The 19016-nt window shown below is 67.5% G+C and carries 17 protein-coding genes; 7 read left to right on the top strand and 10 right to left on the bottom strand.

All coding sequences use genetic code 11. The annotated features are described in order from the left end of the window. Positions 1 to 233 precede the first annotated feature (233 nt). Positions 234 to 2135, top strand: coding sequence for an ATP-binding cassette domain-containing protein (locus ACSFCA_RS29770; RefSeq protein WP_435461910.1), 1902 nt, complete (start codon positions 234 to 236; stop codon positions 2133 to 2135). Between the two features lie 95 nt (positions 2136 to 2230). Next, positions 2231 to 3952 carry a phospholipase D family protein gene (locus ACSFCA_RS29765; RefSeq protein ID WP_435461911.1) on the top strand — a complete coding sequence of 574 codons (1722 nt, stop codon included), beginning with the start codon at positions 2231 to 2233 and terminating at the stop codon, positions 3950 to 3952. 9 nt (positions 3953 to 3961) lie between these two features. On the opposite strand, the gene ACSFCA_RS29760 is transcribed toward ACSFCA_RS29765, so the two are convergent. From ACSFCA_RS29760 to ACSFCA_RS29745, 4 genes are all read right to left on the bottom strand, one after another. Then, positions 3962 to 4888 carry a copper chaperone PCu(A)C domain-containing protein gene (locus ACSFCA_RS29760; protein WP_435461912.1) on the bottom strand — a complete coding sequence of 309 codons (927 nt, stop codon included), beginning with the start codon at positions 4886 to 4888 and terminating at the stop codon, positions 3962 to 3964. Between the two features lie 29 nt (positions 4889 to 4917). After that, positions 4918 to 7206: a TonB-dependent receptor gene (locus tag ACSFCA_RS29755; RefSeq protein WP_435461913.1), complete on the bottom strand. Its 2289-nt coding sequence runs from the start codon at positions 7204 to 7206 to the stop codon at positions 4918 to 4920. Positions 7207 to 7322: 116 nt separating this feature from the next. Next, positions 7323 to 7694 carry a DUF2946 family protein gene (locus ACSFCA_RS29750; RefSeq protein WP_093079084.1) on the bottom strand — a complete coding sequence of 124 codons (372 nt, stop codon included), beginning with the start codon at positions 7692 to 7694 and terminating at the stop codon, positions 7323 to 7325. 9 nt (positions 7695 to 7703) lie between these two features. Then, positions 7704 to 8858, bottom strand: coding sequence for a TraB/GumN family protein (locus ACSFCA_RS29745; RefSeq protein ID WP_435461914.1), 1155 nt, complete (start codon positions 8856 to 8858; stop codon positions 7704 to 7706). Between the two features lie 169 nt (positions 8859 to 9027). On the opposite strand from ACSFCA_RS29745, the gene ACSFCA_RS29740 reads away from it, so the two are divergent. Both ACSFCA_RS29740 and ACSFCA_RS29735 read left to right on the top strand, forming a co-directional pair. Further along, positions 9028 to 9441, top strand: coding sequence for a VOC family protein (locus ACSFCA_RS29740; protein WP_435461915.1), 414 nt, complete (start codon positions 9028 to 9030; stop codon positions 9439 to 9441). 1 nt (position 9442) lies between these two features. Next, positions 9443 to 10618 (top strand): toxin-antitoxin system YwqK family antitoxin, encoded by a 1176-nt coding sequence (locus ACSFCA_RS29735; protein WP_435461916.1) that lies wholly within the window; start codon positions 9443 to 9445, stop codon positions 10616 to 10618. Between the two features lie 21 nt (positions 10619 to 10639). Here ACSFCA_RS29735 and ACSFCA_RS29730 read toward each other — a convergent pair whose 3' ends face one another. Genes ACSFCA_RS29730 through ACSFCA_RS29720 form a run of 3 tightly spaced genes read right to left on the bottom strand, consistent with a single transcriptional unit; the run spans position 10640 to position 13605 of the window. Beyond that, positions 10640 to 11614, bottom strand: a complete 975-nt coding sequence (locus ACSFCA_RS29730; RefSeq protein WP_258352714.1) for a Bug family tripartite tricarboxylate transporter substrate binding protein — start codon at positions 11612 to 11614, stop codon at positions 10640 to 10642. A 33-nt stretch (positions 11615 to 11647) separates the two neighbouring features. Next, entirely contained in the window at positions 11648 to 11860 is a 213-nt protein-coding gene (locus ACSFCA_RS29725; RefSeq protein WP_093178406.1) for a DUF2783 domain-containing protein, read from the bottom strand. Further along, the gene (locus tag ACSFCA_RS29720; RefSeq protein WP_435461917.1) at positions 11857 to 13605 is read right to left on the bottom strand and encodes an FAD-dependent monooxygenase; all 1749 of its coding nucleotides are present in this window, start codon (positions 13603 to 13605) and stop codon (positions 11857 to 11859) included. The genes ACSFCA_RS29725 and ACSFCA_RS29720 overlap by 4 nt, the downstream gene beginning before the upstream one ends. An 89-nt stretch (positions 13606 to 13694) precedes the next feature. Between ACSFCA_RS29720 and ACSFCA_RS29715 the strand changes: the two genes are divergently transcribed. Then, complete coding sequence (locus tag ACSFCA_RS29715) at positions 13695 to 14471, top strand: helix-turn-helix transcriptional regulator (protein WP_435461918.1); 777 nt, start codon at positions 13695 to 13697, stop codon at positions 14469 to 14471. A 39-nt stretch (positions 14472 to 14510) separates the two neighbouring features. Here the strand turns inward: ACSFCA_RS29715 and ACSFCA_RS29710 are convergent, their stop codons facing one another. The 3 genes from ACSFCA_RS29710 to ACSFCA_RS29700 all read right to left on the bottom strand — a co-directional run bounded on the left by ACSFCA_RS29710 (position 14511) and on the right by ACSFCA_RS29700 (position 17245). Beyond that, on the bottom strand, positions 14511 to 15767 hold the full coding sequence (locus tag ACSFCA_RS29710) for a HipA domain-containing protein (RefSeq protein ID WP_435461919.1): 1257 nt from the start codon (positions 15765 to 15767) through the stop codon (positions 14511 to 14513). Beyond that, positions 15764 to 16006, bottom strand: coding sequence for a helix-turn-helix domain-containing protein (locus ACSFCA_RS29705; protein ID WP_093178412.1), 243 nt, complete (start codon positions 16004 to 16006; stop codon positions 15764 to 15766). Before ACSFCA_RS29705 ends, ACSFCA_RS29710 begins: the two co-directional genes overlap by 4 nt. Positions 16007 to 16168: 162 nt before the next feature. Continuing rightward, positions 16169 to 17245 carry a fumarylacetoacetate hydrolase family protein gene (locus ACSFCA_RS29700; protein WP_258352711.1) on the bottom strand — a complete coding sequence of 359 codons (1077 nt, stop codon included), beginning with the start codon at positions 17243 to 17245 and terminating at the stop codon, positions 16169 to 16171. Positions 17246 to 17386: 141 nt separating this feature from the next. Here ACSFCA_RS29700 and ACSFCA_RS29695 point away from each other — a divergent pair, with 141 nt between their 5' ends. Together ACSFCA_RS29695 and ACSFCA_RS29690 are read left to right on the top strand one after the other, a co-directional pair. Continuing rightward, positions 17387 to 18577, top strand: coding sequence for a DUF3108 domain-containing protein (locus ACSFCA_RS29695; RefSeq protein ID WP_435461920.1), 1191 nt, complete (start codon positions 17387 to 17389; stop codon positions 18575 to 18577). Between the two features lie 147 nt (positions 18578 to 18724). Next, on the top strand, positions 18725 to 19003 hold the full coding sequence (locus ACSFCA_RS29690; protein WP_176929076.1) for a BTH_I0359 family protein: 279 nt from the start codon (positions 18725 to 18727) through the stop codon (positions 19001 to 19003). The last annotated feature ends 13 nt before the right edge of the window (positions 19004 to 19016 follow it).

Below are 19016 nucleotides of genomic sequence, written 5' to 3'. Positions count from 1 at the left end.
TCAACTTTCGAAGACTTTCTTCACCGCCAACAATCAACGCCCCAGAAGAAGCACCAACTGCCTCGAACACCAGTGGCATTCATCAGCGAAGCCCACGAGTATATGACAGATTTGGGGCCGTGCAAGACTGCCCTAAAGAAACTTGAAAAGGGGCCTCTTCGAGCCCCCTTCATACAGAGCCCATCTCCCTGCCGCCAAGCCCTGACATTGGCTCCTCCGATAATCCGCGCCACATGGCACTCATCACACTCCTCGACGCCCAACTGGCGTTCGGTCACGTCCCGCTGCTGGATCATGCGGACTTTTCTCTTCTCGAATCGGAGCGCATCGGCCTGATCGGCCGCAATGGCGCGGGCAAGTCTTCCCTGCTCAAGATACTGGGCGGCCTGGAGAAGACCGACGACGGCACTCTCCAGTTGCAGCAGAACCTCCGGGTGGCCTATGTGGCCCAGGAACCTCTTCTGGATATGGATGCGGATGTCTTCACCGCAGCCAGCCAGGGCCTGGCCCCCGTCATTGCCATCCGTGACCTCTATCTCTCCGGCGCGGACGGCCTAGACCTGGACGCCCTCCAGTCCCAGATCGAAGCCTTCGACGCCTGGAACTGGGAGCAGCGCGTGGAAGAAACGCTGCACCGCCTCCACCTCGACCGCGACGCCCGCGTCGGCTCTCTCTCCGGCGGCACCCGCAAGCGTGTCGCCCTGGCGCAGGCTCTGGTGGCCGCGCCAGACGTCCTCCTGCTCGACGAGCCCACCAACCACCTGGACCTCGACTCCATCGAATGGCTCGAACAGTTGCTGATCGACTTCAAGGGCAGCGTCGTTACTGTCACCCATGACCGCAGCTTCCTGAACCGCGTCGCCACCCGCATCGTTGAGTTGGACCGCGGCAAGCTGGGTTCCTACCCCGGCAACTTCGAGCAGTACCTGCTGCAGAAGGAAGAGCAGCTCGCCCAAGAGGCCGTGATCAGCGCCAAGGCCGACAAGCTCCTGGCCCAGGAAGAAATCTGGATCCGCAAGGGCGTGGAAGCCCGCCGCACCCGCAGCCAGAGCCGCATCACCCGCCTGCAGGAACTGCGCGCCAGCCGCGTCGCCCGCCGGGAGGTGCAAGGCAGCGTCAACATGGACGTGGCCTCCGGCCAATCCAGCGGCAAGATCGTGGCCGAGCTCACCGAGGCCACCAAGTCCTTCGGCGAAAAAACCGTCATCCGCAAGTTCAGCGGCACCATCCTGCGCGGCGACAAGGTCGGCCTGCTCGGCCCCAACGGCGCGGGCAAGACGACCCTGCTGAAGCTGATTCTGGGCGAGCTCGAACCCGACAGCGGCAAGATCCGCCGCGGCACCAACCTGCAGGTGGCGTATTTCGACCAGATGCGCGACAAGCTCGACCTCGACGCCACGCTGGAAGACTTCATCAGCCCCGGCAGCGAGTGGATCGAAATCGGCAGCCAGAAGAAGCACGTCAAGAGCTACCTCTCGGACTTCCTCTTCTCCCCCGCGCGCGCCAACTCCCCCGTGCGCTCGCTCAGCGGCGGGGAGCGCAACCGCCTGCTGCTGGCCCGCCTGTTCGCCCGTCCGGCCAACGTGCTGGTGCTCGACGAGCCGACCAACGACCTCGACATCGACACCCTGGAGTTGCTCGAGAACCTGCTGCAGGATTACGACGGCACCGTGTTCCTCGTGAGCCACGACCGGACCTTCCTCGACAACGTGGTCACCAGCACCATCGCCTATGAAGGCGACGGCAGCTGGCGCGAGTACGAAGGCAGCGTGCAGGACTGGCTGATCCAGTCCAAGCGCGCCCGCGAGATCGCCGAGCAGCGCGCGGCCGCGGCACCCGCCCCGACGCCAGCACCCGCGCCCGCCCCGGCCATGGAAGCCACCGCCCCTAAGGCAGCAGGCGCCCGCAAGAAGCTGTCTTATAAAGAGCAGCGCGAACTCGACACCCTCCCCGCCCAGATCGCAGCCCTCGAAGCCGAGCAGACGCGCATCACCGAAATGCTCGAACTCGACGGCGGCGCCATCTACGCCACCGACGCGTCGCGCGCCACCGAGCTTGCCGAGCGCCACACCCGGATCGACGACGAACTGCTCGCCGCCCTGGAGCGCCAGGAAGAGCTCACCGCCGGACGCTGACACCCACCGGCTCCGGTCGTCCGCCCGTCCGACGCCAGGCGGCCGCCGACTAGGCTATATATGCGGCTCACCCCTCCAAGCCTCGGGAAAGCCGCATGCCTTCTTCCTTCCAGACGTTCTTGCGCCGTTCCACTGCGCTTCTCGCGCTGCTGATCCTCGGTGCCTGCGCACAGCTGCCCCAGAACGTCGACCGGCCCGTATCCACCGCTCTCGCCTCGCCAGCCACCGGCACCGCGATGGCCGACCTGGTGCAGCAGCGCCGGCAGACCGACAAGGCCCGCTATGAATCCGGCTTCCTGCTCCTGGGCGGTCCGCAGGCCGCCTACGGCAGCCGGCTCGCGCTGATCGAGGGTGCCCAGAAGACGCTGGACCTGCAGTACTACGCGATCCACGCCGATGCCAGCACCGGCCGCCTGCTGCGCGGCCTGCGCTCGGCCGCCGAGCGCGGTGTGCGGGTGCGCGTGCTGCTCGACGACTTCCACACCACCGGCCGCGACGCATTGGTGCTGGGCCTGGCCTTCATCCCGAACATCGAGATGCGCCTGTTCAATCCGCTGGCCGGCTCTCGCGACTCCACCTTCAGTCGCCTGCTCAATTCGATCGACGACGCCTCGCGCATCCAGCAGCGCATGCACAACAAGCTATTCCTGGCCGACAACGTGCTCGGCGTCACGGGTGGGCGCAACCTTGGCGATGCGTATTTCGGCAACGCGACCAACGGCAACTTCGTCGATGTCGACGTGCTGGCGGCCGGCCCTATCGTGCAAGACCTCTCGCGCAGCTTCGACAGCTACTGGAACAACGAGCGCGCCTACCCGGTGCAATCGCTGGTCACGCGCGAGGAACTGCAGGCCATGCGCGACCGTGCGAGAAAGGCCGACCAGGAACTGGCCGAAGAATCCGCCAGCCAGCAGAAAGGCTCGGACAACGCCTCTCCCACCGCCGAACAGCGCGCCCGCGCATGGGACGAGAAGCCGCTGGACCTGCGCACCGCCACCTTCGTCTGGGCGCCGGCCGCAATGCTGGCCGACAAGCCCGGCAAGATCCCCGCCGACTCGGGCCCCGAAAGCGCGAAGGCGCCGGGCCTCGTGGTCAGCCGGCCCGGCGACAAGGCCGGCACCTCGCCCGGTGCGGCCTCGCTGGAGGCCGCGTCCGACCTGGCCGCCGGCGGCGACACCGTGGTCGAAGGGCTGCTGCAACTGATCGGCCAGGCCCGCGCCGACCTGCTCATCATCTCGCCCTACTTCGTGCCCGGAAAAGACATGCTGCAAGCCTTTTCCGCGGCCCGCACCCGGGGCGTGCGCATCCGCGTGCTGACCAACTCGCTGGCCTCGAACGACGCGCCGGTGGCGCACGTGGGTTACGCGCGCCACCGCGAAGAACTGCTCGCGATGGGCATCGAACTCTACGAACTTCGCAGCGAGCAGACGAGCTTCGGCAATGTCTTCGGCTCCTCGGGCGGCGGCAGCACGGGTACCTCGGGCGAATCGCGCGCCATGCTGCACTCCAAGGTGCTGGTGATGGATGGCCGTCTGCTGGTGGTCGGATCGATGAATCTCGACCTGCGCTCGCAGCTGCAGAACACCGAGATCGCGCTGCTGATCCGCAGCAACGAACTCTCGCGCGCCGCGTCCGAGCAGATCGAACGCGGCATGCGCGAGCGCTCATGGCATGTCGAGCTGGTCGACGGCTCGCTGTTGTGGCGCGCGCCCGAGGGCAGCGGCCTGAAGGACACCACCACCGAACCCGATGCCAGCGCCACGCTGCGGCTGCTGCTCAAGCTCTTCGGGCCGCTGGCGCCAGACCAGCTGCTTTAGAAAAAACCGTCAGTGCTTGTGCTGATGCGCCGAACCGGCTGCATCGGCACCCTCGGGCGCCCCCACCGGCAGCGTCACGTCCAGCGCGGTCTTCACGCCCTTGGCGTCCTCGAACTTCAGCGTCATCGGCACGGTCGCGCCCTTGGCCAGCGCGCCCTTCAGGTCCATCATCATCACGTGATAGCCGCCGGGCTTGAGCTCGACGGTCTGGCCCGCGGGCAGGTCGAGGCCGCCGGTCAGTTCGCGCATCTTCATGGTGTCGCCTTCCATCTTCATCTCGTGCACTTCGGCAATGCCGGCGGCCGGGGTGGAAATGCTCACCAGCTTTGTGCCGGTGGGCGCGGTCAGCTTCATGAAGGCGCCGGTGCCGCTCTGGCCCGGCACCGACTGGCGCACCCAGCCGTCGCGCACGTCGACCGTGGCCACGCCCTGCGCCACCACGTTCAGCTTGGCGGCCGGGCTCTTCAGGCCGGCAGTCGAGCTGCCCGATGCTGGCACCTCGGCCCAGTCGGCCACGCCGGTGTCGCAGGTCTGCAGCACCTTGAACCACAGCGTGCCGGGCGTCGCGGGCACCTTGCCGCGCAGCACGAATTCGGCACGCTCGCTGCCGGGCAACGCGTTCTCGGGCTTTTCTGCCGTCCAGCGCACTTCGCCGTCACCGTCCTTTGCGCTCTTCTGCACGTCGAGCTTCCAGCCCTTGCGCTCCTGCGCGTCGCTCAGCACGAAGCCCTTGGGCAGACGCACGGCGAGGCCGGTGGTGGCCTTGGCGCCTTCGCAGGCGTGGCCGACGCGGAAGGCGGCGTTGTAGTCGCTGCCCACGGTGGCGCCGCCCGGCGGCAGGGTGACGTGCGCCACGGCGGCGCCCGCGCCCGCCAGCATGGCGCAGGCAGCAGCGGTCTTGAGCGTCTTGAGAGCGGCCATCGAAGTCTTGTTCATGTCGTGTCCTTGCAGTTGGAGTGAAAGAGTCAAAGGTCGAACTTGAGTTCGGCCACGTAGGTGCGTTGCGGGTACGGGTGGAAGGCCCAGTACTTGTTGTTGTTCAGGTTGTCGATGCCGAAGGACGCGCTCCATTGCTTGTCGATCCGGTAGCGTATGCGCGCGTCGACCACGAAGAACTTCGAGAAGCCCATGTACGCGGCGCCATTGGGGTCGCTGTTGTCGAGCGTGCCGTATTGCTTGCCGCTGTAGCGCGCGCCGACGGTGTAGCTCCAGTTGGCGTCCGGCCGGTAGGTGGCGAGCAGCGTGGCGCGCACCTTCGGCACGCGCGGCTGGTCGTGGCCCACGCTGGCGGGAAAGCCGCTGTTGGCGGTGATCTTCGAGCGGGTCAGCGTGAGGCTGCCGCTCAGGTCGAGCCCCCGCATGCCCACGTCGACCGCGTTCATCGCCACCTCGAGCCCGCGCGTGCGGATGGCGTCGACGTTCTGCACCGTGCTCACGAGGTTGGTGAGGGCCTGCGTGTAGAGCGCGTCCTTCGTGTTCTCGAAGAACAGCGTGGTGCGCAGCACGCCGTCGAGCCCCCAGCCCTTCAGGTCGCGCTCGGCGCTGAGCTCGGTGGTCCACGAGCGCTCGGGGCGCAGGTTCGGATTGGTGTTGACGATCTGGTTGCCGCTGATCGAGCCCTGGTAGAGCTCGCTCACCGTCGGCATGCGCACCGCGCGGCCGGTCGAGGCCTTGAGGAGCCAGTCGGACGTGGCCTGCCAGGCGATGGCGGCCTTGGGCGAGTCATAGCTGTTCTTGCGCGGCGCAAAGTTCAGCAGCGTGGCCGCATTGCCGAGCTGGCCGCCGTAGGCCTCCCAGCGCTCGTGGCGCAGGCCGAGCGTGGTTTTCCAGTCCTTCGCGAAGCGCCAGGTGTCCTGCACGTAGAGCGACTGCAGCCGGGTGTTGCCGTTGAAGGCCGAGAACGGCGTGACGGGCGACCCGTTGATCCAGTCGAGCGTGTTGCCGACGCTGGTGCGCAGGCGCGCCGTGTCCTGCTGGAAGCCGAAGTCGACCACGTGCGCGCCCACGCCCTCGGCCGAGCCGGTGGGCCGCCAGGTGCCGGCCGCCTTGAAGGTGTTCCAGCCGGAGCCGCCCATGTCGGTGGTGCGGCCCGGGCCGCCGCTGAAGGCGCCCGGCAGCGGCGTGGTGGGCGTGCGCGAGGTGTCGCTCGAATAGTCGAACAGGCTCGCCGCCACCTCCCAGTCGAACACGCCACCGGTGTGGCTCTTCACCGAGAGGCCGTGCATGTAGTGCGTGAGCGCGGTCTCGGTCGGTGCGAGCGCGGCGCTCGGTGAATCGAGGTTGTAGGTGCGCCCGCCGATGTTCACGCGGCCGCTGTACACCGGCCGCCCGAGCGCATCGCGCAGCCAGGTGTCGACGCCGCCGTGCGTGGTGTTGTTCCACGCACCCAGCGTGTAGGTGGCGCGAATGGTGGGCGAGAAGTCGTACGCCAGCTTGAGCTTGGCCTGCTCCTGCGTGGTGTCGTAGATGGTGGAGCCACCCACCAGCCACCAGGGCTGGTTCGACGGGTTCAGCCCAAGCACTGCGCCGGTCACGGGAGTGCCCGCGCTGCCGACTGTGCCCGCGCTCACCAGCCGGTTGCCGAACACCAGCGCCTGCCCCTTGCTGTGGGTGCGCGAGGCGCTGAGCCACCACGACCAGTCGCCGCTGCGGCTGCCCAGCGACAGGTCGAGCTGCTGGCCGGCTGGCGAGGAATGGCTGTTGTACAGGTCGAAGTTCGACACGAAGCCGCTGAGCTTGATGTGCGCCTCCAGCTGCGTGGGCATGCGAGTCACGTAGTCGACCACCGCGCCCACCGAGTTGCCGGGGTACGCAGCCGAGAACGGCCCGTAGAGCACGTCGACCCGCTCGATTTCTTCCGGCGACACCATGCCCCAGCGCGGCGCGTAGGTGGCGCCGTTGCCCAGCGGGTTCGACAGCATGATGCCGTCGGCATAAACCAGCGAGCGCGCGCTGTTGCCCGTGCCCGAGGCGCGGGTGGCGAGCACGGCATGGTTGAAGTCGCCGATGTAGCGCTTGCGCACGACCAGGCTCGGCAGGTACTTGAGCGCGTCTTCGCTGTCGGTGGCGTTGACGGTCTCGACGATCTGGTCGTGCGTCACGCCTTCGATGGTGGTGGGGATCTGCGCCGGCAGCGAGGTCGGCCGGCCGCCGCTCACGGTGACGGTGCTCAGCGAACGGCCACCGGTGCCGCTTTCAGGCGCTTCGGCGGGCTGCTGCTGCGCCAGCGCAGGCGCGCCAAGAGGGAATGCCATGGCGATCGCCAGGGCGCGGGAATGCTTTTTCAAGAGGAACCTTCTCCACGAAACTTCAAGCCAGACAGGCCGCACACGCACTCTGTCGTGCGTATGCAGCTATGGTTTTGAGAGCGTCAGGAGAAAGTCGGGGGCCCGCGCGCCGGTAGCGGCGCCGCGGTGGCCGCGGCAAGGCGCGCGGCAGGAATGGACTGGACCACGCGGCCCAGCGGCAAGGGAAGGTCGAAAACCGGAACCGCCATGGCCGGCGGCGGCGCGCCGGTCAGCACGCACAGCGGGCAGTCCATGTGCGAGGCGCCCATTTCCTGCGCGCCGTCTTCGGTATGGACCACCACCTTGATCGAGCCAGCGCTGGAGCACACCAGCTCCATCGACTGCGGATTCACCAGCGGCGACGCCACCGCCACGCCCAGCGACATCACGAACCACAGCAGCACCCAGCGGCCGACGAGGCCGAGGAAGCGGGTGTGGGTTCGCAGCGCGTGCATGGCGGGCGATTATCTGCGCACTTTGCCCTTGGCGGCAGGGGCTGCGGCCTTGGCTGACGCTTTGGCGGGGGCCTTGGCGCCCCTGGCGGCGGGTGCCGCCTTCGTCGATTTGCCGCCCTTCTGCACCGCCTGCCCGCGCTGGCCCTTCACGGCCTTGCCGCCGCGCACGGCCCTTGGCGCCGGCGAAGGCGCCGCGAGCGCGGGCATTGGCTGTGCCGTCTGCGCCTGTGCGTTGGTCAGCACCGGCGTCACGGTGAAGCCGCGCGCCGCCATCAGCGCGGGCAGCCCCTGCGGGCCGATCATGTGCAGCGCCCCGACCGCCGCGAACACGCCCTTACCGCCGGCATGCAGGCGCTCGATGCCGTCGGCCAGGTTCGGGTTGCGGTCGTCGAGCAGGCGCTTCATCAACCGCTGCTCGGCGGACGTTTTGAGGCAGTCGCACCACTGGGGATAGCTGGCAAGCCGGGCCGCGTCGCTGCGCGCCCAGACATCGGCCAGTTCCTTGAGCTGGCCGCGCAGCTTGCCGGACTCCAGCTCGTCGAGCGCCGCGTCCACCTGCTCGGCTTCTTCGGCTTCGGATTCGCCGGTCAGCACCTTGATCTGTTCAGCCGCGTTTTCGAGCGCGACGATCGGCTTGCTGCTGTTGCGGGCGGAGACCGCCAGCGTCTCGTCCACGCCGAATTCCGGGTACAGCCCGTCGGCTCGCCCCGCCAGGCCGGCCAGCGCGGTGACCTGCAGGATCGGCTGCAGCTTCGACAGCGTTCCCGGCGGCACGCAGGCTTCAGAGTTCTGGCGCTCCAGCCGGCGGGCGCGCTCGCCGCTGAGCATGCGCGCCAGCAGCTCCGGGTCGGCCGGCCGGGCCATGGCGCGGGCGGTGGCCTCGTCGCGCAGGTCGAGTTCCAGCGCGAGGGTGTCACTCTGCGCCAGCGCCTTCTGGATGGTCGGGCCGGGCCGCACCCAGTCGCCACGGCCGACGTGGATGGTGCCGTAGAGCCACGAGGTGCGCCCGTCGCGCTCGATGCGCCAGAGCACCCCGCGGTCGACTCCGTTGCGCACGCCCATGCCTGGCTTCTCGAGGCTGGCGATGGCCGATGGCGGGCAGGCGGCATGCGCCGCCGCGAAGCTGAACACACAGCACGCGCCAGCGAGGATGCGGCGCGGCATGCACCGGAAATCTGGCGCGGAAGGAAGAAGAGAGAGGATGTCGCGCATCCGCGCGATGACATGCATGCCGCGCATCCGCGCGGCGAGGACCCGGAGTATCCGCAAGGCTTGCTCCACGATGAAAGAAAGTCCGGCATTCTCACAGCACCGCTGCCCATAATCCGAAACCATGCAGAGCATCTTCCACCTTGCCTTCAACGTTCGCGACCTCGACGGTGCCCGCCGCTTCTATGGCGACGTGCTCGGCTGCGCCGAAGGCCGCAGCACCGACACCTGGGTCGACTTCGACTTCTTCGGCCACCAGATTTCGCTCCACCTCGGCGAGCCCTTCGCCACCGCCCGCACCGGCCGCGTCGGCGACGTGATGGTGCCGATGCCGCATTTCGGCCTCGCGCTGGCCCTGCCCGACTGGCAGGCAATGGCTACGCGGCTCGAAGCCGCCGGCACCGAGTTCGTGCTGAAGCCGCAGGTGCGCTTCGAGGGCCAGCCGGGCGAGCAATGGACGATGTTCTTCTTCGACCCGTTCGGCAACCCGATCGAGATCAAGGGCCTCCGCTCCCTCGAAACGCTCTACGACAAGTGAAATGACCCCGCGCCGGATCGCCCCTCGCGGCGCCGCCGCACTCTTCGCACTCCTCTGTGCCACGGCGGCGCATGCGCAGCTCGACTGCGAACTCAACGGCCGCAGCGTGAACCCGACCAACGGCAGCAGCACCGCCGGCAAGACCGGCCTGCTGCGCTGCAAAGACCACACAACCGGCGAGCTTCAGCGCGAAGAGCAGATCCAGAACGGCGTGTCGATGGGCCTGGTGCGCATCTACGAGAAGGGCAAGCTCGCCAAGGAGCACAGCCTCAACGCCAAGGGCAACCTGCATGGCCGCGCCCGCGAGTTCTCGCCCACGGGCCGCGTGCTGCGCGACGCCACCTACGACGACGGCCAGGAGCGCGGGCTGGTGCGCAACTTCTACCCCGACGGCAAGCTGCGGCGCGCCATCTTCTATCCCGACACCGGCAGCGGCAGCGAGCGCGCGTCGGTCGAATTCACCGAAAACGGCCAGCTCTCGGCCCTGCGCTGCGCGGACGCGCCCACGCTCGCGCCGGTGGCGGACGACGCCAAGCTCTGCGGCTTCACGGGCACCGGCCCGTCGCAGGTCGACCTGTTCGATGTGCGCGGCAGCCTGCGTTCGAGGCTTTCTTTCGTGTCGGGCAAGCGGGTGCGCTCGCAGAGCTTCTACGACAACGGCAAGACGGCGTCGCTGGACGAAACCGTGGGCAACCAGCGCACCGAGCAGAACTACTCGTCCGAAGGCGTGAAGCGCCGCGAGACGGTGTACCTGCTGGTCGAGCGCGCGAGCGTGCGCATACGCGAGCAGGCCTTCTCCGAAAAGGGCACGCTGGTGCGCGACCAGCGCTGGAACAGCGCGGGCGAGCCTATCGTCGACGACGGCTACTACCTCAATGGCCAGCCGCGCAGCAAGTCGGCCTACAGCGGCAGCGGCGACGCGCGCGCGGTTGAGATCACCGAGTTCTACGACAGCGGCCAGCGCGCCGCGCAGGGCCGCTATGAAATCGCGGGCCGCAACCGGCAGATTCCGGTCGGCACCCACCAGCGCTTCAGCGAGAAGGGCACGCTGCTGGCCGAATCTAGCTTCGACGCCAAGGGCCGCGTGACGCGCGAGCGCACCTGGGACGAAAACGGCGAGCTGCAGCGCGACGACGAAGTCCTCGAAGACGGCTCGCGCAAGGCGTTCACCCGATAGGGCAAACGTCCACTGCTGGCATCAGTCGAGCTTGATGCCAGCCTGCTTGATGATCGGGCCCCAGCGCTTCGACTCCGCGCGCGACAGCGCCGCGAACTGAGCCGGCGAGCCCGGCATCGCTTCCATGCCGAAGTCTTCGAAGCGCTTCTGCACGGCGGGCGTGCCGAAGGCCTTGTTCAGGTCGCCGTTGAGCCTGTTCACCACCGCGGGCGACAGGCCGGCCGGGCCGAGGATGCCCTGGAACGCAAACACCTCCGTGTTGGGCACGCCCACTTCAGCCAGCGTCGGCACATTGGGCAGCAGCTTGCTGCGCGCACCCGAGCCGATGGCCAGCACCCGCACCTTGTTGCTCTGCATGATCGACAGGCCCGAAGCCAGGTCGAGGAACATGCAGGGCACCTGCCCGCCCATCACGTCGGCCATGGCCGGCGCCGCGCCGCGGTACGGAATGTGGGTGATGAAGGTGCCGGTGCGCACCTTGAACATTTCCATCGCCAGGTGGTGCGGCGAACCGTTGCCGGGCGAGGCGTAGTTGACCTTGCCGGGATTGGCCTTTACGTAGGCCAGGAACTCCTTGAAGTTCTTCGCCGGGAAGTCCGGGTGCACCACCAGCGCGAGCGGAAACTTGCCGATCGCGCCGATGTAGGTGAAGTCTTTCTCGGGGTTGAAAGGCAGCTTGCTGAACAAATGCTCGTTGAAGGCCAGCACGGCGTTGTCGGCCGAGAGGATCGTATAGCCGTCGGGTTTGCTCTTGGCGACCAGGTCGGCGCCGATGTTGGTGGAGGCGCCGGGGCGGTTGTCGACCACGATCTGCTGGCCCAGCGTCTGGCGCATCGATTCGGCCAGCACGCGCGCGATCACGTCGGTGCCGCCGCCCGCCGGGTAAGGCACGACCCACTTGATGAGCTGCGCGGGGTATTCCTGTGCATGGGCGAAAGGCGTGGCGGCCACTGCGGCGCCGGAAGCGAGCGTGGCGAGAAGGGTGCGGCGATCCATGGATCAGTCTCCAGTCGTTTGTAATTTGGAAGGTCAGGAAGCGGACAGCGATGGTACGGGCAGCGCGCGCAAGGCATCGGCCAGCGCGGCGCGGCAGCGCGCCTCGTCGCCGACCTGCTCGAACAGCAGCAGCGCGAGCCGCGCGAGGAACAGCGATTCGCGCTCGGCGCCCGCCTCGGTGATGGCGCGCGCGCACTCGGCATAGAGGCGGTCGCGGGCGTCGGGGTTCAGCGGTGTCGTGGTCATGCGGAAAGCTCCTGGGCCGCGCGGGCCAGTGCGGGTTGCAGGGCGCCGGACGGCAGGCGATGCCAGCGCGCGGCCACGTGGCCGTCGGGGCGCAGCAGGTAGACCGCGCCGTCCGCGGCGCCGAGCGCTTCGAAGACGGCGGGCGAGGCATGCGCGTCAGCGCCGTCGATGCCCGGGGCCGCGATGCTGCGCACGACGAAGGGCAGCGTACCCTGCAGTGCCTGCGCAATGTCGGCGGCGGGCAGTGGGGCCACGTCGGGCCGCAGCACCAGCAGCGTGAAGGTCGGTGCGATCCAGTCGGTGAGGTGGCCTTGCGCGAGTTGCTGCTCGGGCATCACCTCGCCCGGCAGCGGACCGGCCGACAGCACATCGCCTTCGCTAGACAGCGGCGAATCGGCATAGCGCACGGCCTGCGTCTGGCGCGGATTGATGAGCTGCGCAATGCCGCGATGCGCCTCCGAGAGCGACAGCGCCGCCTCGCGCAGCAAGTCGAAGCCGCGAGACGGCGGCGACATGAACTCGGTGCTGCGCATCGCGTTTTCGGCGTTCACATGGAAGGCCGCGATGCGCTCCTGCGAATACGAGTCGAGCAGCTCCGCATCCGACAAGCCCTTGGCCACGAACGCCAGCTTCCACGCCAGGTTGTCCGCATCGTCGAAGCCCGAGTTGAGCCCGCGCACGCCGAAGATCGGCATTGCATGCGCCGCGTTGCCCGCGAACACGACGCGGCCATGGCGGTAGCTGTCGAGCGTCATCGCGCCGGCGCGGTAGACCGAGGTCCACACCGTCTTCCACGGCAGGTGGCCTTCGCCGATGGCGTCGAGGTGGCGCTGCACGAACTCGGCCACGGCCGGCGGCTGCAGCGCTTCTTCGGTGCTCTGGCCGGGGCGCAGTTGGTAGTCGATGCGCCAGATGTCGTCGGGCTGGCGGTGCATCAGCACGGTCGAGCCCGGGTTCCACGGTGGGTCGAACCATGCGCGGCGCTCGGTGGGGTGGCCGCTGTGCAGCTCGATGTCGATGATCACGTAGCGGCCTTCGTAGCCCGTGCCCTCGAGCGCGAGCCCCATCGCCTTGCGCACGAAGCTCTGGCCGCCGTCGCAGGCCGCGAGCCACTGGCCGTGCAGCCGGTAGGCACCTTCGGCGTTGCGCACGTCGAGCGTCACGCCTTCATCGCCTTGCTCAAGGCCGGTGAGCTCGGTGCCCCAGCGGATGTCGATGAGCCCCGGTGTCTGCTCGTTGCGGCGGAAGATCTCTTCCAGCAGGTAGTGCTCGGCGTAGTACTGCTCGAGGTTGATCATCGGCGGCAGCTTTTGCTGCGCGTCATGCGGCATCTCGAAGCGGAACACCTCGGCCGTCTTGTAGAAGCTGCGCCCGCCGGTCCACGGCAGTCCCTTGGCCATGAAGCCGGGCAGCACGCCGAGCCGTTCCATGATTTCGAGGCTGCGCCGCGAGATGCAGGCCGCGCGGCTGCCCACGCACACGGTGTCGTCGGCTTCGAGGATCACGCAGCGCACGCCGTGGTTCGCGAGCCCCAGCGCGAGCGCCATGCCGACCGGGCCACCGCCCGCGATCACCACCGGATGGCGGCCGGGCTCGATGCCGCCTTCTTCGAGCGGCGGCGTCCAGGGCTTGTAGCGCGTGTAGTGGAAGGCGCCGACCGACGGCGGCAGTTCAGTGGCGCTGGCCGGCGGAGGCACGGGGCCGCTGGCGGCATCGCCAGGGGCGGCAACGGGAGAGTTCGTCATTCGACGGGATTGTCCCGATGCGCGCGGCGCGGCAATGTCATAACTTCGTACGAGGTACTTACCCGAACCGCTCTTCTTTTTCCTCACGCATGAGACGCTGGCGCATCCACCCCACCGACACCGCGCTGGCCGCGGCCGTCGTCGGCGACGTGCTATCTGGCGTGGGCACGCCGTATCTGGCAAGCAGCTATCTCAAGGCGATGCAGCGCGTGATGCCGGTGACTTTCTGCACCGTGTTCGTGGTCGACGCCACCGGCCGCATCGAGGCGGTGTCGGCCGCCAGCAGCTACGGCAGCACGGCCGAGCGCACCACCGAACGCTATGTGGCGCAGCGCTTCGACCTGCTCGACCCGAACATGGCCTGGCTCGCGGCGCGCAAGCTGCCCAAGCGCGCGCAGCTATGGCTGGGCCACCAGCACGCCGACGAAGTGGCCGATCCGGCCTACCGCGCCGCCTGCTATGGCGACGTCGGCATCCGCGAGCGCGCGTCGGTGTTGTTGCTGCTGCCCACGGGGCAGCGCGTGGCGGTGAGCTTCTACCGCAGCCTTGCGCAGCCGGAGTTCGGTGTGGAAGACTTCGCGCGCATCGAGGCGCACGCCACGCTGCTGGCTGATGCGACGGCGGCGCATGGCCGCAGCGCAGTGGCCGTGCGGGAGGCGGTGGAGCCCACGCTGGCCTCGCGGCTGCTGAGGTTGAGCCTGCGCGAGCGCGAGGTCATCGGGCACCTGATGGCGGGCAAAACCGCCAAGGAAGCGGCGCGCGCGATCGGCGTGGAGCTGACGACGGTGCGCACGCATCAGTACCGGGCGTTCCGGCGGCTGGGGATACGGTCGCAGAAGGAGTTGCTGCGCGGTGCGAGCCTGTAGTCCAGCCTGTTAACGCCGTTAATTGCGCCGTCCTCGCGATCAGCCGCCAATCATCGACAACGCGTTTCGAGCATGAAGCTCGAACACGTGCGTCATTCTTTCCAGCACATGCACTTCGGCATCGTTCGGGTCGTGCGACTTGTCCAGTGACGCGCGGACCTTGTGCCATGCTGGCAGCAAGGCGCGCGCCATCTTGCCGAACTCGGCCAATGTTTCAGGCAGGCGAAAGCCGCAGTCTTCGCACAGGGCCTCCCAGGAATGGCGGCCCACCGAATCGAAGGTTTCCTCGTCCCCGATGAACAGCGCCAGACCAGTGTCCCCGTACGCGCGCACGCACAGCAGGTCGTAGAACGGCGCGAGCCTGAAGCCCTTGTCATCGACCAGCACCGACACGTTCTTGGCGTGCGCATCCGAATTGCCGATCAGGTAGTTGAACATCACCCAACGCTGGAACTGCAGCAGGTCGATGCCGCGCACACCCAGCCCGCGCAAGACCTTGACCAGCAAAGGAATGCTGACCAGCCCACCCGAACGCTGATATTTCCAGTCCGCGCCGTGTCCCAGCAACTGGCAGCCGTCGACTTGATGAAGGCTCACGATGTTGCCCGCCGCCAGCAGCCGGTCGTAGCGTTCGACCACGTAAGCCGCCTCGGGAATGCGAAGCAGCCAAACCTCCGGCACCGACAACCGAAGCGCTCGTGCCAGCTTCATGCAGGCAAATTCGTTGACTGCGCTGGGGTGGTAGCGCGCTTGGCGCGTGTCAGGCTTGAGGATGTGCGTGGTGGGTGACTGGCCAATGCTGTCGCTCAGGCGCTGGCCTGCCGGGTCGAAGCGCAGGCCGATCTTGTCCTGCGCGCCGGCCAGCGACATGGTCGCCTGGGTGTTGGACAGCAACAGCGGCGTGCGGTCGCGGCCGGCCAGCCGTCGACTCAGCTCCTCGAACGGTAGCGGACGGTATTCCTGCGCCGGCACTGGCCGCGCCTCGGGCGGCAGCAGCGAGAGCACGCCGGGAAGCTCCGCGCCCAGACGGCCCAGCAACTCGAAGGATGAAGCGCCGCGCAAATGAATGGCGCTGACGATGTCGTCGAGCGCATCGCCTTCAGGGAGCAGATTCTCGAAAAATGACCGGACCAGGTGCCCGGTGTAGCGCTCAGCCACCAGCGGAAATTGCGGTGCCAGCACATAGTGCCCTGGCTGTTCCAGCCATTGAGGGTCGTACTCGAAGAAGTAGTCAGCTGCAGCATGGCCGAACCACCCCATTGGACGGGCGTTGGCCCAGATGCGCAGCCGGATCATTCGGCGCTCGCCTCGGGGTCGCCCTGCCAACCGCCAAGGCTGGCTTTGAGTCCCAGTCCGGTCGCGAGGAGCAGCAATTTCACCAAGGAACAGCGCCCCGGATCGCTTTCCGCGTCGCGGATGAAAGAGGGGCTGACGCCGCACACCGAAGCGGCTTGCGCGCGCGACAAACCCTGGCGCTTGCGCTCGGCCGTGAGTCGCATGGCCAGTTCAGAAAGATTGTCTGGAGTGAGGTACATGAATTGACCTGATAAGAGCATTATTGCTTAACGCTGATCAAATCAATCTTTTTTGCCTCTATAGGGTCAATTTAAAGCAATATCGATTTTTGACCCAGGAGGGTCAAAATCACGAATCAAATACGGCCAGACAGAAGTATTGACCTTGAAAGGTCAAGCCGCTCAATCTTCAGCTGCTTCTTCCAGACCGCCCTGCGGCTTCACCAACGACACCGGCGCCTCCTTCGGCCGCCCGGCCGTCGACACGATCTCCTGGTCGATCGCGCCGAACAGCGAACGCCCGTCCAGCCCCTTCATCTCGATGCGGATGGTGTCGCCGAACTTCATGAAGTCGGTATACGGCTGGCCGGTCTGGATGGTCTCGATGCAGCGCTTCTCGGCGATGCACGAGTAGCCCTTGGGCCAGTCCATGTGGCCGTTCTTCTCCACGCCCTTGTTGCTCACGGTGCCGCTGCCCACGATGCTGCCGGCGCGCACGTTGCGCGTCTTGGCGATGTGAGCGATGAGCTGGCCGAAGTGGAAGGTCATCTCCGGGCCGGCGTCGCACATGCCGACCTTGCGGCCGTTCCAGCTGCTTTGCAGCGCCAGGTGCACGCGGCCGTCCTGCCAGGCCTCGCCGATCTCGTCGAGCGTCACGGCCACGGGGCTGAAGGCGGTGGCGGGCTTGCTCTGGAAGAAGCCGAAGCCCTTGGCCAGCTCGGCCGGGATCAGGTTGCGCAGGCTCACGTCGTTGGCCAGCATCACGAGGCGGATGCCGTCGAGCGCCTGGTCGGGCGTGGAGCCCATGCGCACGTCGCCGGTGATGACGGCGATCTCGGCCTCGAAGTCGATGCCCATGGCTTCGCTGGGCACAATCACGTCGTCGGTCGGGCCGAGGAAGTCGTCGCTGCCGCCCTGGTACATCAGCGGGTCGCTGTAGAAGCTCTCGGGCACCTCGGCGTTGCGCGCCTTGCGCACCAGTTCGACGTGGTTGATGTAGGCCGAGCCGTCGGCCCACTGGTAGGCGCGCGGCAGCGGGGCCATGCACATCGACGGATCGAAGGGGAAGGCGTGGCGCGCGCGGCCGGTGTTGAGGGAGTCGTACAGGTCCTGCAGCTGCGGGCTCATGAAGCCCCAGTCGTCCAGCACCTGCTGCAGCCGGCTCGCGATGCCGGTGGCGTAGTGGGCGAGCGTGAGGTCGCGCGAGACAACGACGAGCTGGCCGTCGCGCGAGCCGTCCTTCAGGGTGGCGAGTTTCATGATGCGGTGCGTGCGTGATGGCGCGGGACACGGCACGTGCACAAGGCAAGGCGCCGCTCCCACTTAAACTGGTTGAACGGGCGGCAGTGTACCGAGGTGGTCTTGGTGAACCTCCGGGCCGGCGCCTCACTCCACACACTGATGTCGACGCTCGTCGCCCCTCCTTCTTCCTTGCTGCCTCCCGGCCTGCCCGGGCGTCCGTCGTGGCGGGTGCTGATCGGTCTGACGCTGCTGGTGGCGCTGATCCACCTGCTGGTGCTCGGGCTGGCACCGGTGGCCATCGGGCCGGAACCCTCGCCGCTGGCGAGCAAGTTCAGCACGCGGACGATCGTGATCGCGCCGCCGGCTTCCGAAAAGCCCGCGGCGCCGGCTGCCGCCCCGGCGGAAGCCAAGCCGGCGCCGCCGCCCAAGCCGCGACGGCCCCGCGAGGCGTCGGTGCCCCGTCCGAAGCCGGCTCCCGCGGCCGCTACGCCAACGCCGGAGCCAGACGCTTCCGTGCCCCCTGCTCCAGAAACACCCGACCTGACGGCTCAGGCCGCTCCCGATTCAGGAGCAGCACCGCCCGAAGCAGCCGCCAGCGCCCCTGCCGGTGCATCTTCCCCTGCTGGTGGCACGGGCACCGGCACCAAGGCGGCCGGTGGCAGCGAAGCCTCGGGCACCATCGCCGGCACCCAGGCGCTGAGGATCCCCGGTTCGGTCACGCTCGATTTCGAAGCCACCGGCCAGGTGGGAGCGTCGCCCCAGCGGGGCGTATTCGGTGAGCTCGTCTGGCTGCAGGACGGCACCCGCTACGACGGGCGGCTGACTCTCAAGGCGGTGTTCTTCACCCTGCTCAACTGGCACAGCACCGGCCGCATCGGCCCCTCCGGCCTAGAGCCCGAGCGGTACTCCGAAAGCCGCAAGGCCGAGGTGGCGTCGCATTTCGTGCGCGACCAGGGGCAGATCGTGTTCAGCAACAACACGCCCCCCGTGCCGCTGCTGGCCGGCGCGCAGGACCGCATGAGCGTCATGATGCAGCTCGGCGGCCTGCTGGCGGCCAGCCCGGACCGCTATCCGGCGGGCACCCGGATCTCGGTCCAGACCGTGGGGCCGCGCGATGCCGACGTCTGGGTCTTCGTGGTCGGCGAAGAGGAAAAGATAGCCCTCCCGGCCGGCGAATACACCGCGCGCAAACTCACCCGCAACCCGCGCCGGGATTTCGATAGAAAACTGGAGCTCTGGCTTGCGCCAGCCTACGGCTATCTGCCCGTACGCATCAGGCAAACGGAGCCCAACGGGGACTTCGCTGACGCCCAATTGCGCAAACCCCTACCCGCGGGACCCTCAAATTGAGGAGAAAGTCACACTATCGAAGCAAAAGGTCCTGGAGATATGCCGATTAGCCTGTTGGTTTTACAAATAGACAACCTATCTTGAAACTGGCGCGTTGATTGCTATCTAAACCCCATGAACGCCATCGACATACTCACAGGGCCCGCCATGAACATGCTTTATGACTCGGAGTCTTTCGTCGTCGTACACGTGCAGCCCAATGAAGGCGAGGAGCCCGCGCAGCCGAATGTGCCGGTTCTGGAGCGTCATGGCTTCGAGATCGTGGACAAGCGTTCGGGCAAGGAGGTGTACCTCGACGGCTCCTGGGCCGAACTGTTCCAGCAGCAGATCGCCGCGTGGCAGCTCAACACCCCCACGCAGGAAGAAGTCGAAGACACGCTCGAAGGCTACGCCGAGCTGGCCCACACCCCCGTCTTGGTGCACTGAGCCGAAAACCCCG

The organism is Variovorax multivorans (assembly GCF_051216835.1).
Taxonomy (GTDB): Bacteria; Pseudomonadota; Gammaproteobacteria; order Burkholderiales; family Burkholderiaceae_C; genus Variovorax.
Note: the sequence above shows the minus strand (reverse complement) of the source record. Positions and strands in the feature narration are given on the sequence as shown.